Source organism: Haliovirga abyssi (assembly GCF_030295325.1).
Lineage (GTDB): Bacteria > Fusobacteriota > Fusobacteriia > Fusobacteriales > Haliovirgaceae > Haliovirga > Haliovirga abyssi.
The window spans coordinates 1,221,996-1,238,362 of record NZ_AP027059.1; the positions used below are offsets into that span (position 1 = coordinate 1,221,996).

9 protein-coding genes are annotated in these 16,367 nt (G+C 24.9%); all 9 read right to left on the reverse strand.

Annotation, left to right across the window (positions count from 1 at the left end; translation table 11 throughout):
- Nucleotides 1-14: 14 nt before the first annotated feature.
- The 9 genes from RDY08_RS05495 to RDY08_RS05535 all read right to left on the reverse strand — a co-directional run bounded on the left by RDY08_RS05495 (nucleotide 15) and on the right by RDY08_RS05535 (nucleotide 16,367).
- Nucleotides 15-1,526: a hypothetical protein gene (locus RDY08_RS05495; RefSeq protein ID WP_307903373.1), complete on the reverse strand. Its 1,512-nt coding sequence runs from the start codon at nucleotides 1,524-1,526 to the stop codon at nucleotides 15-17.
- 16 nt (nucleotides 1,527-1,542) lie between these two features.
- Entirely contained in the window at nucleotides 1,543-2,421 is an 879-nt protein-coding gene (locus RDY08_RS05500; RefSeq protein WP_307903374.1) for a PorV/PorQ family protein, read from the reverse strand.
- An 85-nt stretch (nucleotides 2,422-2,506) separates the two neighbouring features.
- Nucleotides 2,507-7,258, reverse strand: coding sequence for a phage tail protein (locus tag RDY08_RS05505; protein ID WP_307903375.1), 4,752 nt, complete (start codon nucleotides 7,256-7,258; stop codon nucleotides 2,507-2,509).
- Nucleotides 7,259-7,328: 70 nt separating this feature from the next.
- Nucleotides 7,329-8,318 (reverse strand): hypothetical protein, encoded by a 990-nt coding sequence (locus RDY08_RS05510; protein WP_307903376.1) that lies wholly within the window; start codon nucleotides 8,316-8,318, stop codon nucleotides 7,329-7,331.
- Nucleotides 8,319-8,332: 14 nt separating this feature from the next.
- Nucleotides 8,333-11,575 (reverse strand): hypothetical protein, encoded by a 3,243-nt coding sequence (locus RDY08_RS05515; RefSeq protein ID WP_307903377.1) that lies wholly within the window; start codon nucleotides 11,573-11,575, stop codon nucleotides 8,333-8,335.
- Nucleotides 11,576-11,584: 9 nt separating this feature from the next.
- A complete protein-coding gene (gene xseA / locus RDY08_RS05520; RefSeq protein WP_307903378.1) occupies nucleotides 11,585-12,775 on the reverse strand; it encodes an exodeoxyribonuclease VII large subunit in 1,191 nt (396 codons plus the stop codon).
- Between the two features lie 267 nt (nucleotides 12,776-13,042).
- Nucleotides 13,043-13,636, reverse strand: a complete 594-nt coding sequence (gene recR, locus RDY08_RS05525; RefSeq protein ID WP_307903379.1) for a recombination mediator RecR — start codon at nucleotides 13,634-13,636, stop codon at nucleotides 13,043-13,045.
- A gap of 221 nt (nucleotides 13,637-13,857) precedes the next feature.
- Complete coding sequence (locus RDY08_RS05530) at nucleotides 13,858-15,099, reverse strand: BaiN/RdsA family NAD(P)/FAD-dependent oxidoreductase (RefSeq protein WP_307903380.1); 1,242 nt, start codon at nucleotides 15,097-15,099, stop codon at nucleotides 13,858-13,860.
- Nucleotides 15,100-15,176: 77 nt separating this feature from the next.
- Nucleotides 15,177-16,367 (reverse strand): hypothetical protein, encoded by a 1,191-nt coding sequence (locus RDY08_RS05535; protein WP_307903381.1) that lies wholly within the window; start codon nucleotides 16,365-16,367, stop codon nucleotides 15,177-15,179.

Genomic DNA, 16,367 nt, shown 5'->3' on the forward strand with positions numbered 1-16,367 from the left:
ATTCCCTCCTCTCCTTAGAAATTATATCTAATTTTAGAATTCACACCAAGTCCTTTTCCTATGTCAACTCCAAATTTAAAATTATAATTTTTTACTGTTATATAGCCTGTTTCTATACTTAAATCAGAAGGTACAAATATAACTCCGCCTTTTTCCCCTTCTGCCCTTATCGCAGATACTGAACCATCTAAAAACAAAATATGTGCATATGCTTTATACATAGTATCTAAATGATATACGTCTGCAATAACATTATTCCCAAATTCTGTTACATCTTTTAAATCTTTATAGCCTGCATCATTATCTAAATTATCTTGTGTAATTTCAAAAGTAAATACAGGTTTGCTAAATTTTTCCATATCTACTCCTAATTTTAATATATTCAAATCAACCATTCCTGATATTTTTGAAGAACTATTATCGTCATAATTATTTCTTATATTCTCTTTAATTCCACTTTCTATTACTGTTCCTAATATATTATTTGCTTCTAAAATTATATCATCAATTGCAGCAGATGCTACTTTTATTTTTTCTTCCTCACTATTCCAATATTCAGGATAATTTTCTTGAATTAATTTTTCATAATCCTCTTTATCATTAATTTTACTTTTATCAGTGTATCTATTTCTTATTGTTCCTCTATACATATTATAACTATATCCCCATTTTAAAATCATCCAATCAAAATTTACTCCTAATTTATAAGTTGGAGCATATATCTCTTGAGTTCTAATGTTATTATAGTTTATATTTATATCATTTCCTTCTTTTCCATCAACTGTTAATTTTAAAATACCTTTCATTTTTTCGTCCAAATTATAATAAATACTTTTATAATCTACTCCTGCTCCAATACTTGAATTTAAAAAATTTAATTTTTTAGCAATACCTAATGAAATTTTTTGATATTCATATCTATATTTACTGTTTGTATTAAGTGATAAATTTGTTTCTAAATTTAAATTCATATCCTCAGTGTTATATTCCGCAGAGATTTTACCTCCAATCTCTTTACCCATTATATCTGCTCTTATGCTAGATTTACTAAATCCCATTCCAATTGTAAGGGTATCTTTTTTATATATAAAATTAAACCCATTTATTGATGGTGCAAATCCTGTAGAAATTGTTGTTTTTGGAGTAAATAAATTAGCTTTTGTAATTTTAAAATCTTCTGTGCTATCATCTTTAGTTACTAAATCTGTTTCTTGGTTTTGTACTTCATCTTGCAACTTTTTATCTACATCAATATCTAAATTTAATAAACCGCCTAAAAAAGTATCTCCTTTTAACATTTTATTTGTTATTAAAAGAGGAACTGATAAATTGGTACTAATATTACTTTTAGACTCATAAGATAAAAATGCTGGATTCCCATATAATCCACCTTCTCCAGTAAAACTATTTGCAGGCTCATAATATCCCGAAGAACCGATGTTTAATTTTATATTTTCATTATCAGCGAAACTAGCTAAACTAATAACTAAAAATATAAAAGTCATTTTTAAAATTTTATTCTTCATATTTATTCCCTCCATTCTAGAACTTAATATTTAAGCTCACTCTATTTACGTTTCCTAAATCTTCTTTTGAATAACTATAATCAATTCCGATTAAATTAATTAATTTTATCCCTAATCCAGCTGTTAACTTTCCACTATTGCTTCCTATCCTAAGAGCTAATCTATCTTTAATCCACACCTCTTCTCCAAATTTTAATGAAGACCTCTTTTTTAATCCAAGTTCATTTTCATATTGAATTGAAGATATAAAATTATCCTTAAATAATCTTAAAGCTCCACCTAGTTTCAAAGTAGATGGCAATTCATCAATAGTTCCTCTTGCTGTATTCCATTTTAATCCATCACCTTTTATATTTGTCAACACCATTGCTAAATACATATAATCTTTATGATTATATAACATTCCTAAATCAACTGTGTATCCATCTGCTTTTGCATTATCCAAAGATTGATTCATTAATTTAACCAAAACTCCAACTCCTAAGTTCTTTTCATATTGAAGTCCTATTCCAAAAATATTTGCTGACTCTTCACTTGAAAATGTCCCCAATTGAGTGTTTTCATCTTGCCATTTTGCAATATCATCAACGCTCAATTTTATATGTGAAAATCCTATAGCCAAACCTTTCCCTGCTGTTAATGGCAAAACAACTTCTGCATTACTCATACTGTTATATCCTGACTCTTTGTCAAATTGCAATAAAGTTTTATCACTAAATGCAAGACCTGCTGGATTATATTCAAATCCTTCTTTATCTGCTACAGCTATAAAAGCATCTCCCATTCCTGTTGCTCTCGTATTTGTTTTTTCTTGTAAAAACCCACCATATCTTTCTGCAGAATAAGTAATTGAAACACTTAAAATACATAAAAATATCGTTAAATATTTTTTCATGAGGCACCTCCTATTTTTTATCATTACTTCTTATGCTTCACTATTTTTTATTTTATATAAAGCAAAACATAAGAAGTGATGATTTTTATTTTAATAATGCTATTTTATCTATTTTTATATACTCTTTTCCGTCATATCCAATAGCTACTAGCCTTGCAAAATAGACCCCGTTTGAATATCCAGATGCTATCCATGGCACTCTATATACTCCAGCTTCATTAGGTAAATCCTCAATCATTTCAATCTTTTGTCCTTGAGAACTGTATAAATCTATTTTTACAGATTTCATATCATTAGGTAATCTATATTTAAAAGTAGTACTACTTTTAAACGGATTTGGATAATTATAAAATTGCTTAGTTTCCAAATCAATTCCGCTATTATTTATTTCTACAGGAATTATAAATTCGTCTTCTCCAATACCTGATCTATTTTGTGCTTCTACTTTTATATAGTATTTCCCATCTGCAACTGTATTTGTATCCCATGTATATATTCCATCATTAAAAGTAGATTTTTTAGTAATTTCTTTCCAAGTTTTAACTGTATTATCTTTATCATATAAAGAGTAATATAATTTAATATTAAGATTTTTGTCCTCTTCTATGATTCCTGTATTTGAAGTAGCCTCCCATCTTATATCCCTTTTTCCATACCAAATAATATTTTCTTTTGGTTTGTCTGCTATCCTTACTATTGGAATATAATTTGCTATTGTAAATAGATCAGTTTCTGCTGTTGCTGTAAATTTATCATTGTTTTTATCTGTAACTATAATTTTTATCTTTACATTTTTACTGTCTGGGATTCCTTTTAATCCTTTCTCATAATGTTTTTGTATTTTATCAACTGGATTATCTAATTTTGTATCAAATGTATAACTGTATTCATCTGTTCCTGCTTTTTTAAGATCTTTACTTTGAGTTAAATCTTCATACAATTTTAACCAGTTCGATCCTCCATTTACAGAATAAAGTAATGATATTTTCATATCTTCATTTACATTATTATTATCTCCATTTGGATTATCAGCTTTCCATTTTATTGTCATTATATTTTTTATGATATCTTGCGAAACTGGTGATATCATAAATATTTCTGGATTTCTATCAAGAGTAACATTTATTTCTTTAATAACATCACTTGTCCCATCATTTACTGTTACCTTTAATTTAAACTCTCCTGTTGACGTATTTATACTTTTTAATACATCTTCAGATAAATTACTTCCATTTACAAAGCCTGCAATCTCATGTTCTCCTAGGTCATCTATATAAGATAATTTTGTAGTTAAAGAATCTCCATCTGGATCATAACTGTTCCATGATACTTTAATTTGATTTTTATATACAATAGATTCTTGTGGAGATAAAATAGTTATGCTTGGTTTATGGATAGATTTTAAATTATTAACAATCAATTCGCTAGCACCATCATAATTTGTTTTTCCATCGCTTACAATAAATTTCAAACTTACATTATTAGATTCTGGTATTAATTTAGTATTTAAAGAAAAACTTCCATTATTTGAAATACTGCTATTTAGTACATTCCATGTACTACTATCTAATGAATATGCTATTGATAGCGTTAAGGTATCTCCATCTGGATCTTTAGCTGACCACAATATATTTTTTGTTCCACTTAATACTTCTCCTGACACAGGCGAAGATACTTCAATAGTAGGTTTATGTTTTATTGTGAATGATTTTAAATAACTTGATTCTGTATATCCATATTCTCCTGTTTCAGATGTAGCTTCTGAGTTGTGTCCACCTGAATTTTCTGCATATACTTTTATTTTATAGCTACCTTCATTAAATCCTTGTGTATCAAAATTAAATTGTCCATTTTGTGCTGTGACGTCTGTCGAATTAGAAAGATCTAACAAATCACTTATAACAGTTCCTGTGCTGTCTAACAAACTAATCTTTAATTTATTTATACTTACATTATTTGGATCTACTATATACCAACTTATTTTTTCACTACTTCCACTTAAACTATCTCCTTCTGCTGGAGATAAAAGTGTAACTTGTGGTTTTTGTCGTACAATTATCGCTTTTTCTTTTGTTAGATATCTTTTATTTCCATTAGAATCCTCTGAAATAATTCTAATATCATAATATACATCTGGAGTTAATGATGTTCCTAATGTATCCCAATTATATCCAGATAAATTATAATTTTTTATAATAATCCCTTTTTCTTCTGTAGAAGTTGTATCTGTTAATAAAGGCCATGCAGATACACTATTTTTCTTATATAAAATATGATATTTCAATGTATCAATTACATCGGGATCTGATGAATTCCAACTAATTTTCATTATTCTTCCTAATTGTAATAAATCTATCTTCTTATCTAATCCTGTCAACTTATTAAATTTAGGATAATGATTTAATATTGTAAATTCATTACTGTTTTCTGCTGAATTAATATTATCACTACTATTTTTTAAAGCTGTATTATTAGTTGTAGCTTCTATTTTTATTTTATAATTTCCATCAGTTAATGCACTTATATCCCAATCATATGTTTCTGTAATTTCACTATCTTTAGCAACTAACTGTGTATTTGTCATTGTACCCTCTATAAGAACTGGTGTTGCACTATCTTTAATGTAATATATTTTATAACTAACATCTCCTATGTTATAACTTCTTATATCATTATTAGTAATTTTAAATGTTACTTTTTTAGATGTTACTTTATCTCCTGATTTCCCCCATACTATATCATCCGATTTATACCCATAATTACTATCTTTCGTTAAGTTCAATTCTATGGGTTGTTCTACTACAACTGTTGGCTTATCTGCATTATCTATAACTATTTTTCCGCTAGTTTCTGAAATAGTATAATTATTAGCAGAATTATCTGTAGCTGTTAATTTTACATAATATTCTCCATCTGTTAAACTGGTAGAATCCCATGTATAATTACCTATTGCTGATGATGTAGTTACTATAACAGTAGAATTTGAAAAATCACTATTTTGACTATATTCTAATTTAACATTAAAAGTATCATTGTCTGGATCAGTTACATTCCATGAAAAAACAGAATCTTTATTTGCCCAATCTTTAGCACTATTTCCTAATTTTATACTGCTTCCTGCATTTTTTATATCCCATGTTGTTATTACTGGCGTATGTTTTGTTGTGAATTGTGTTGTTTCTGATGAGCTTACATAAGGTCCTCCATTATTTGGAACAGCTCCATTGTCTGTTGCTTCTACTTTTATTTTTACGTTAGTTGATTCTGGTATGTTATTTGAATCAAATGTATATTCTCCATCATTAGTTTCTCCTGGTGCTAATAATACATATGATTCACCATCTACTGAATAAGATATATTCACTTTTAATGTGTCACCATCTGGATCTGTTGCTGTCCATTTTATCTTTGCTGTGTGACCACTTATTGTGCTATCTTGAGTTATCGCACTTGAGCTTGTACTTATTGCATAAACTCCGCTTACAGTTGGAGTATGTTTTACTTCAAAAGTTCCACTTTCTAATGAACTTACATAAGGTCCTCCATTATTTGGATCAGCTCCATTGTCTGTTGCTTCTACTTTTATTTTTACATTAGTTGATTCCGGTATGTTATTTGAATCAAATGTATATTCTCCATCATTAGTTTCTCCTGGTGCTAATAATACATATGATTCACCATCTACTGAATAAGATATATTTACTTTTAATGTATCCAAATCTGGATCTGTTGCTGTCCATTTTATCTTTGCTGTGTGACCACTTATTGTGCTATCTTGAGTTATCGCACTTGAGCTTGTACTTATTGCATAAACTTCATTTACAACCGGTCTATGGCTTACTTTAAATAGTTCTGACTCTGTCCATGCGTAAAATCCACTGCTATTTTTAGCTATTAATTTTATTTTTACATTTTTATCTCCTACTGCTTGGTTAGCTGGCAGTTGTAATATTTTATTACTATTTATACTCATTGTATTATCTGTAGATCCAGTTCCTAAACTATTCCAAGTTGTTCCACCATCAGCACTATATTGTGTCTCATATGAATTCGCATTTGTTTCTGCTCCAGTCCATGTAATATTTTGAGTCCCACTCCATGTGGTACTATCTATCGGAGATGTAATATAAATATTTTCAACATCTATTGCATTTGATTGAGATGAAACTGCTCTTTCTGAATTACCATGATTTTTAACTAATATTTTTAAAGTATAATTACCATTTCCACTAACTACATTTCCTGTTGCTCCTCTTGTATCTAATGTATAGCTAAATAGTTTTGGATTGGCTGTTTTCCCTCCAGTTACAGATTCAATTTTATCTATACCATTTAATTGTATCTCTATATCACCATTATTTACCTTTTCTCCATTTTCAACTAAAAAACTAACTGTAGTATCATTTGCCCATGTTATATTAGTAGAGCTTGAATTTGGATTTAATAAAATTGGTTTAAAATTATTCAAAGTAAATCCTGCATCAGATTCATCAGTGATTCCTGTAATATCAGAACCATTTTGATCTTTCAATGCAGTAATCCTTACTTTAATTTGGCCATCAGTTCCATCAGTTGTTGATGCACTTGTGTCCCAAGGATAATATCCATAAGATGCATTTAAATCTGTCGCAATCTCCTTCCAAGTAGATCCGTTATCAACACTGTAATCCAATTTTACTGTGGACACATCCAAACTTGTCCCCCAAGTTATATAATATACTCCTTTTACTGATTCTCCACCATTTGGCGAAAATATTATTACACTGCTACTTCCAGCTCCTAAAGCTGAAATTGTTACTAAAAAAAACAGTAAGATTTTTAATAATAATTTTTTCATAATTATTCCCTCCCTATCCACTTAAAATATATTTCGTTATTTCTTTTTTTACAGTTTTTCATACTCCTTTCTAAAATTTAAGAATAATACTACTAGACAACTCATACATTGATGTGAATATACCACTCCCTTCCAATTTATAATAAACATTTTTTAATATATCTTTTTTGTAATAAAAAGTTAAATTATTATTATATCTGCTTTTATCTTTTATCAAAATATATGTTAACCCTTTATAAAAATCTCCATAATTATATAACAATTTATAATATAAGTTATTCCAACTGATTTCTATTTTATTTAATTTAGAAAAATAATATACTACTCCTTTATTTATAGCACTATCTTCTACATACTCATAAAACGGTTCTATTTTTTTATATTTAAAGGCTCCGTAAAATTCTTTTTTATTTTTTTTTCTGTTTACATCATTTTGATTTGAAACTCTTAATTTAAAATTTTTATTATATAGATAAAATTTTTCTTTTAAAATAAATTTTTTTTCTGTTTTATCAGTAGAAATTTCAAAATTTTTAAAATTAAATAACAAATTCATATTATATCTCTTATCTGTATAGTAAGTTGAATCTTGACTTATTCTAAGAATATTATTAAAATAGCTTTTATTTAATGCTAATCTGTAACTTTCTACTTTTGCACCTAAATCATTTTTATATATAAATCTAGCATAAATATTATAAATATATAATTTGCTATCAATCATACGGGATAAACGCTCTTCTAAGTATCCAAGATTAAAGTAATTTTTATAATAAAGAGTTGCTCCTATCTTTTTTTGATTTGTTATTTGTTCATTAGTAATATACTCTTTAAATCTAAAATTTCCTTTTTTTTGAAATAAATTTAATTCTTGTTCATCATTTCCAAATTTTGACATCCATGATTTATCATAAAGCCTTATGTCATAGAGTTGATTTAAAGAAAGTTTTTCATCTTTATAATCACTTTTCAACCCAATTTCTCCACTATACTCTATTGAAAATGATACTGTACTTAATATTATGGTTAGTAAAAATAAAATGTTCTTTTTATTTATCATAATTATATTCTCCATTACATTGAAATTTTAGTTTCCATCCCTATCTGATATTCATTATAACTATTAAATTTTTCTCTTAAATCATTATAACTCTCAAGTTTTATATATGGTAATATTTCTATGAATTTATTATATTGATATTTTCCATCAAATAAAGCATTATATTTAATATAATTATCTTTTTCTTCATCAAATACACTTTTTATTTTTAATTGTTCATTTATAAAATATGAGATAGAAACATCTATTTTTTCTGTTATATTTTTACTATATTCATATATGATTTTATATTTTTTATAAAAAATTGATGTTTTAGAATTAATAAATCTATCTGTTAAATTATTTTCCAATGATATTTCATAACTTTCCTTTTCATTTTTGCTATAACTATAATTTAAAATTGGAAAAAAATAAGTTTCTTTATCATTCAAATACTCTTTTTCTCTTTCTCTCTTTATACCTATTTTAAAAAAGTTATTTATCTTTTTATTAATCAACTCTTTATCATAATTATAATTTTTCTTATTTGAATATTCTAGTTCAGATTCAAATTTTATATTATCAAAATTATTATTCAACAATAAATTATTCTCTAAATCATAAGAACTTTTTTTTATATTATATTTAAATTTTATATTTTTAGAACTATATTTATAAATATTTTCTCCTTGAATCTCTTTGTTTTTATAGTACGAATTCCCACATAACTCATTTTTTTTATTTTTATATTTCCAATATAAAAAATAGGTTTTATTATCGATTTCATTTTTTAATTCAATTCTCTTTATGCTATCAAAATAAAATGCAGAATAGCTCCTATTTAAAATATCCTTATTTTTTTCGTAAGAATATGTAAAATTCAAACTATTAGAAATATTACTTTCTAATTTAAACTTATCAATGTCATCACTCTTCTCTATATTATACCTATATTTTCTATCCATATCTGTATTTTTAATCACTAAATGATAAATTTTAGAATTTCTATCTAATTCAATCACATTATCATTCCAATTATAATATACATAAAAAAAGTTGTTTATATCTATTATTTTATCTTTAAATATAATGCTATTAATTTTTAAATTTCCTTTTGTAACAAAAGTTATATCTTGCACAGATTCTAAATCTGATATATCTAAATTTAGTTCTTTAACTCCCATAATAATATCTTTATATTTTTCAACTCCATTTATTTTAATAGTTACTTCTGAATTATCTTCACTTTCCATTGAGATTTTTAAATTTTTATAATAATTCTTTTCATAAGAAAAATTATAGCTGAAACTACTATTTATATCTTTCCCATTTATTATTATATTATCTTCATTTATAATATAATTTTTTAAATTATTTGTAATTATATTGTATTTTATAAATTTAAAATCTCCTAAAACAACATAGCTATTATTTCCACTTGTATTTCCTATATCAAATTCAACCATATTAAATTTTTCTAAAGATTTACTGCCATCAATAAAAAACTCTAGTTTATGCCATCCTAAAAAATTTATTTTAGTATTATAACTATAAAATTCCTCATTTTTATCAATAACATTATTATTATTAAAATCTTCTGTATCTAATTTTTCATTATTTTTTCCTATTAAATTTCCACCTATATCTATTCCGTTATCCTCATTTGTATCTAAATATCCATTATTGTTTTTATCTTCTGTATCCAGCTTTCCATCATTATCGAAATCTTCATTTAAGCCCCCAATTTTTATAGTTAAATCTTCATTTTGATTATCACCATATATCCAAAATGATACTTTTTTTATATTTTTAGATGATATATTTAATTTTTTTCTAATTTTAAAATCAGAAGAATAATCAACTTTTATTTTATTTTCAAAATTATAACTTTTATCTTTAACATAATCATCTGAAACTACTGCATTTCCATTAACTAAAAAGTCATCTTTACTATTTGTCATCAAATCTTCACTATCTGATACAAATTTTATTTTATTTTCATTAGTTTTATAATTATTATCATAAATCTCTGTCCCAGCTTCTAACTTAAAATTTTTACTATTTATATATGTTCCAATTATATCTCTTTTTTTAGATTTTTCTAAGCTAAGATCATAATGGAAATTTAATAAATTATAATTTAAATTCAAACTATAATTCTGTATATCCTGTTCAGATTTTCTCTTATAAAATATTTCAACTTCATTATTTGTATTAATTATATTTTTTGAAAATGATAAAATATAGTTTGTATTATCCCAAAAATAATCTTTATTCAATTCCAATTCTCGATTTCCGCTATATACTATTAAACTACCTTCCAAAATATCATTTATATTGAATATCTCTTTTTTTTCATAATATTCAAATATAATTTTATCATCTTCATTTAAATTATCAACATATAATACGCTTTCATTTTCATAAATATTATAATTTTCATCTATATATTCTCCATATTTATTTTGAAATTTTACAGAATAATTCGGAGTAGAAAATTTTGGTAACTTATATATTTTTTCTGAAGGCAATATTTTAATTATACTATCATCTTCAAATTTGACCATTAAATCTCCATCTTTTGGATTTAACAATTCTATATATTGATTATCAAATATAATATAATCAACATCTTTTTTCAAAATATCATAATAATTTCCATTTATCATAATAGCTTTTTCGTTGTTTGTTTTATCATTATCGTTAAAATAAACATCTTTTATATTAGCAATATTTCCACTATTAGTAATTTTATAATACTTATTTTTTATATAATTATCTTTTGATACTATTGTTTTAATTTTATTCTCTCCAAATACAATTTTTTGACTAATTATATTTGATTTTGAAAAGTCTCCTAATATATAATTTTTACTATCTCCATAAAAAAATCCAAATATTTTTGATCGGTTTTTAAAATATTTCATAACAAAATTATTCTTTAATTTAATATCTCCCAATTTTAATTTTTTATAACTAAGTTGTAGTTTATTTTGATTTTCCAATTCTTTTTTATCACTATAATTTATCAGATATTTTATTTCATTTTGCTCCCCTTTTACATTTAAAAATATATTTTGTTCTAATTTCATTTCACTTTCATTTTGTTTTATACTACTATTATATTTTCTAAATGTATAAATAGGTATTACATTTTTTTCTAATGAATACTTTATAAAATCTTTATTTTTATAATTTTTGCTTTGGTTTTCACTTGATTCTTCTGCAAATATAAAAATATTAAATATAACAAAAAATATTATCACAACTTTTTTCATAACTCGCACCTACTTTACTACACTATTTATTTCTCCATCACTTAATATAGTTAATAATTCATCTGACTCTCTTATTTTTTCTACGCTTTTTATTATTTTCCCATTTAATTTTGTTATTGAATACCCTCTGTTTAGTATACTATATGGATTTAACATATCTATTTTGCTTTTTGAAATTTCAAACTTGCTTTTTTTTATTTCTAACATCTTTTTTAATGAATTATTTAATTTCTCTTCTTTTCCTATTAATATATTATTCTTATCAACTATATAATTTTTATAATTTTTTATAAAATAATTTTCTTTTCTTTGTTCAAACTCTATTTTTTTTAATTCCAATAACTTTTTCAAATTATTAGCAACTCTTACCTCGCGAATATTTAATTCACCTAGCAAACTCTCTTTTTCAGGAACTAAAATTTCTGCTGCTTGAGTAGGTGTCGCTGCTCTACTGTCTGCCACCAAGTCAGATAATAAAAAATCTATTTCATGTCCAACTGCAGATATTATAGGCTTTTCTGAATTATATATTGCTTCTGCAACCTCTCTCTTATTAAATGCCCACAAATCTTCTATGCTTCCACCACCACGCCCAATAATTATAACATCTATATAATCTAATCTATTTAAAGTTTCTATCCCTTTTTTTATCTCTAACTCTGCATTTTTTCCTTGCACTTTTGCAGGATAAACATAAATATTTAAATTTTCAAATCTTTTATGGGTTGTATTGATTATATCTCTTACTGCTGCCCCTGTCCCAGAAGTTACTACTCCTATATTATAAGGAATAATTGGCAACCTTTTTTTTATTGATTTATCAAAATACCCTTTTTTATCTAATTCTTTTTTTAATTTTTCCAATTCAACATATAAACTTCCCAATTTATTTTCTTTTTCAATTTCATCAACAATAACTTGATATTGTCCATTTGCCTCATATAAAGTAACACTTCCAAGTATTCTAACATTTTCTCCAGCTTCAAGGTCTACAGGTACATTTTTAAATCTATAGTTAAAAGCTGCACATTTTATAGATGCCTTTTTATCTTTTAATGTAAAATACAGATGTCCGCTTTTATAATATGTAATATTTGATATTTCTCCTTTTAAATAAAAATTTTTAAAATTACTATTTGTTTCTAATGTTAATTTAACTAATTTGTTTAATTCACTTACACTATATTCTCTATTATTCATATTAAACACCTCGATCTTTTAATTTTTATTTTAAAAATGCACTTTGTTTTTAATTACAAAGTGCATTCTCTTATTTTCTTATCTTATCTTATTTTATCTTAGGAACGTTTAAAAAATAATGTTCTCATATTTTGTTATAAAAACGCTTAAAACATTGCGTATTTTATAACAAAATTGGAATGTTATTTTTAAACCATTCCTTAATAAAGTATAACTTTTATTTTGTTCAAAATCAAGTATATATTTCAATATAAGTGCCCATAAACATTAAATTTTTCGTCTTCCCTCTATTGATCTAGAAATAGTTGCTATATCTGCAAATTCTAAATTTCCGCCCATTGGTATTCCACTTGCAATTTTTGTAACCTTCACATCAAAATTCTTTAATAACTCAGAAATATATAAAGCAGTTGTTTCTCCTTCTAAATCTGGATTTAATGCCAAAATTATTTCTTTTATCGGTTCTTTTGCTACTCTCTCTATTAATTTTTTTAAATTTAATTTATCGGCACCAATTCCATTTAGAGGAGATATTTTACCATTCAAAACATGATATACACCTTTAAAAACTCCAGCTTTTTCCATTGCTAAAATATCCTTTGAGTCTTCAACTACGCAAATAATATCTTTTTCTCTATAATCATCACTGCATATATCGCAAATATCACTTTCACTTAAGTTCCCACATATTTCACATCTTTTTATATTTTCTTTTACATCTCTTAAAGCTGACACAAATTTTTCTACTTCTTCTTTTGAAATATCCATTACATAAAAAGCTAATCTTTGTGCTGTTTTTCTTCCTATTCCAGGAAATTTATGAAATTCATCTGTTAATATTTCTAATGATTTTGTAGACATTTTTCCTCCTTGTATAATAAGCTATAATTAGTTGTATTCTTTTCAAATAAAAATTATTTTTTAAATCTTCTTTAAAAACATCAATAGTTTATCATTTTTATAATGGTAAGTCAATTTTATTTGTATCAAAAAAGCTTTTAATAAATCAATTTATTTTTTTAATTTACTAGGAAAGTATAAATTTGTTCAGAAAATAAGCTACGCCATTTTTTTATTATCCATTATAATCCTCCATTTATACTCTTCGCCACAGTATATCCCATAGAAAATGCTGCTTGTATATTATATCCGCCTGTATCTCCATCAATATCAACTACTTCACCTGCAAAAAATAGATTCTTTACAATTTTTGACTCCATAGTTTTACCGTTTATCTCTTTTAACGCTACTCCACCAGTTGTTGCCATAGCTATATTATAATCTCCCATTCTATCTATTTCAAATGGATATTCGCAAAACATTTTAGCTAATTTATTTCTTTTATCCTTACTTATTTCTGCCATTTTCGTTAATATATCCATATTAATTTGTTCTAAAACAGATTTTATAAGACTTTCTGGAATTTTATACCTCTTTAAATAATTTTTTATAATTACATTTCCATCTTTTTCAGTTTCTTTTATAAATTCTTTTTTAAATTTGTCTATCTTTTCTCCTATAAAATTCACTTTTAAAACATCATCTTCTTTTATATCTCTAGAAAAATCAAGTATTCCTGGACCAGATAATCCTACATGAGTAAATCCAATATCTCCTATATGTTCTCCTATCTTTTTATTCTCTCTATATAAATAAATTTTTATATTTTTCAATGATACTCCAGATATATTTTTAAATTTGTAATCTGTTATAAAAGCAGGAGCTAATGCTGGTTTTAAACTCACTATTTTATGGCCTAAGTTTTTTGCAAATATATATCCATCACCAGATGAACCTGATGTTGGGTATGATTTTCCACCTGTAGATATAACTAATTTATCACACATATATATATTATTTTTTGTTTTTATTATAAATTTTTCATCTATTTTTTTATCTTCTTCTTTAATCTCTTCAGCTTTTAACACAGTTTCGTTATTTTTAATAACTACTCCTTTTTTCATACACTCATTAATTAATATTTTTAAAATATCTTTTGATTTTTCAGTTTCAGGGAAAATTTTCCCATTTTTATCTACTATTATACCCATACCTCTTCTTTTAAAAAAATTTATCATATCTTTATTACTAAATTCTTTAAATACTGTTTTTAAAAATTTATAATTATTTCCATAATGATTAAAAAATTCTGACATTTCACCTTCGTGGGTTATATTACATCTTCCTGCACCTGCCATAAGCAACTTTTTACCAACTTTTTGATTTTTTTCAAGAATAAGAACACTCATCTCTTTTTTTATATTTATAGCAGTAAAAAGTCCAGCAGGACCACCACCTATTATTATCACATCATACTTTTCCATTTTATCCTCCAAATTCAATAAGAGTTCTTATATAAAATTAGAACTCTTGTTTTTATTCTTTTTTATTTTCAATCTATTTATAACTCTTCTATTTTTTCTAATTCTATCATAAAATATTCTAACTCTCCAAACACATCTACATTTTCTCGGATTATTTTAGCATAAATTCCAGGTTTATTATTAATCATCCAATATTTAACTTTCGAATCTCCATCAAATCCCTCTACAACTGTACATTCAAATTTTCCAGCTGGAACTGTAACAATTTTATTTCCTAAAATTCTATATGGATATAGCTCTTTTTCAGGAAAAAATTTATTATATATATTTGTATTTTCGTCTATATAGCTTTCGTGAATTTTCTTTTCTTCATCATTTACAATTCTAAAATCATTAAATCTTATACTTTCTTTTTCAGAATTAACCACAACCTTAGATATAACTTCACTGTATTTAAATATCCCTAATTCTTCTATTAAATCTGCTTTCCTATACTTTAATTTTTTTATATTTTTTAACTTATCTACCATTTGATAAAAATCATTCCAAGGTAAGTCAGAATCATTTTCTTTTTCCTCATCAAAATTATCATATTTAAAATTCAATCTCTCAATTTTACTTTTTAACACTTTTTTATTAGCCTCTATTTCTTCATCTCTATTAATATTTCTTAAAATAAATTTATTTTTTGTAATAGAAATAATTTTATTCTCCCCTCTTAATATATTTGGTTGACCTATAACTATAACAGTTTTATCTTTAGAGTTATATACCCATGTTCCTTTTGTAGTGCTACTCATCCCTTCTTCTATACTTATTAACGTAAAATTTCCTGATACATCTAATTTTAAAAAATTTATTGAGTCTTCTCCTTTTATTTCCCATACTCCATTTAAATTAGCTTTTTTATTTATATTTTCTATATTTTTATAATCAAACCTATCATAATATAATTTTTGTTTCCCTTTCACCATTTCTAAACTATTCGTTGTTAATTTTGTTATTTTCACATTTCCATTAAAATCATTAATTTCTTTTGATTTCATAATAATTTCATTATCATTATTCCACTTCCATGTTCCTACTTTTATTCCCATATATTTCAAAATTCTATTTTTTTCAAATGTTAATATAATAAACATCTTCTTAATATTACTACCTGTTTCTACTCTTTTCAACATCCAACTTCCTATAATATCTACCGATTGAGCATTTAATATAAATGTAAACGTTACTAAAAACATTATTACTATCCATTTTTTCTTCAT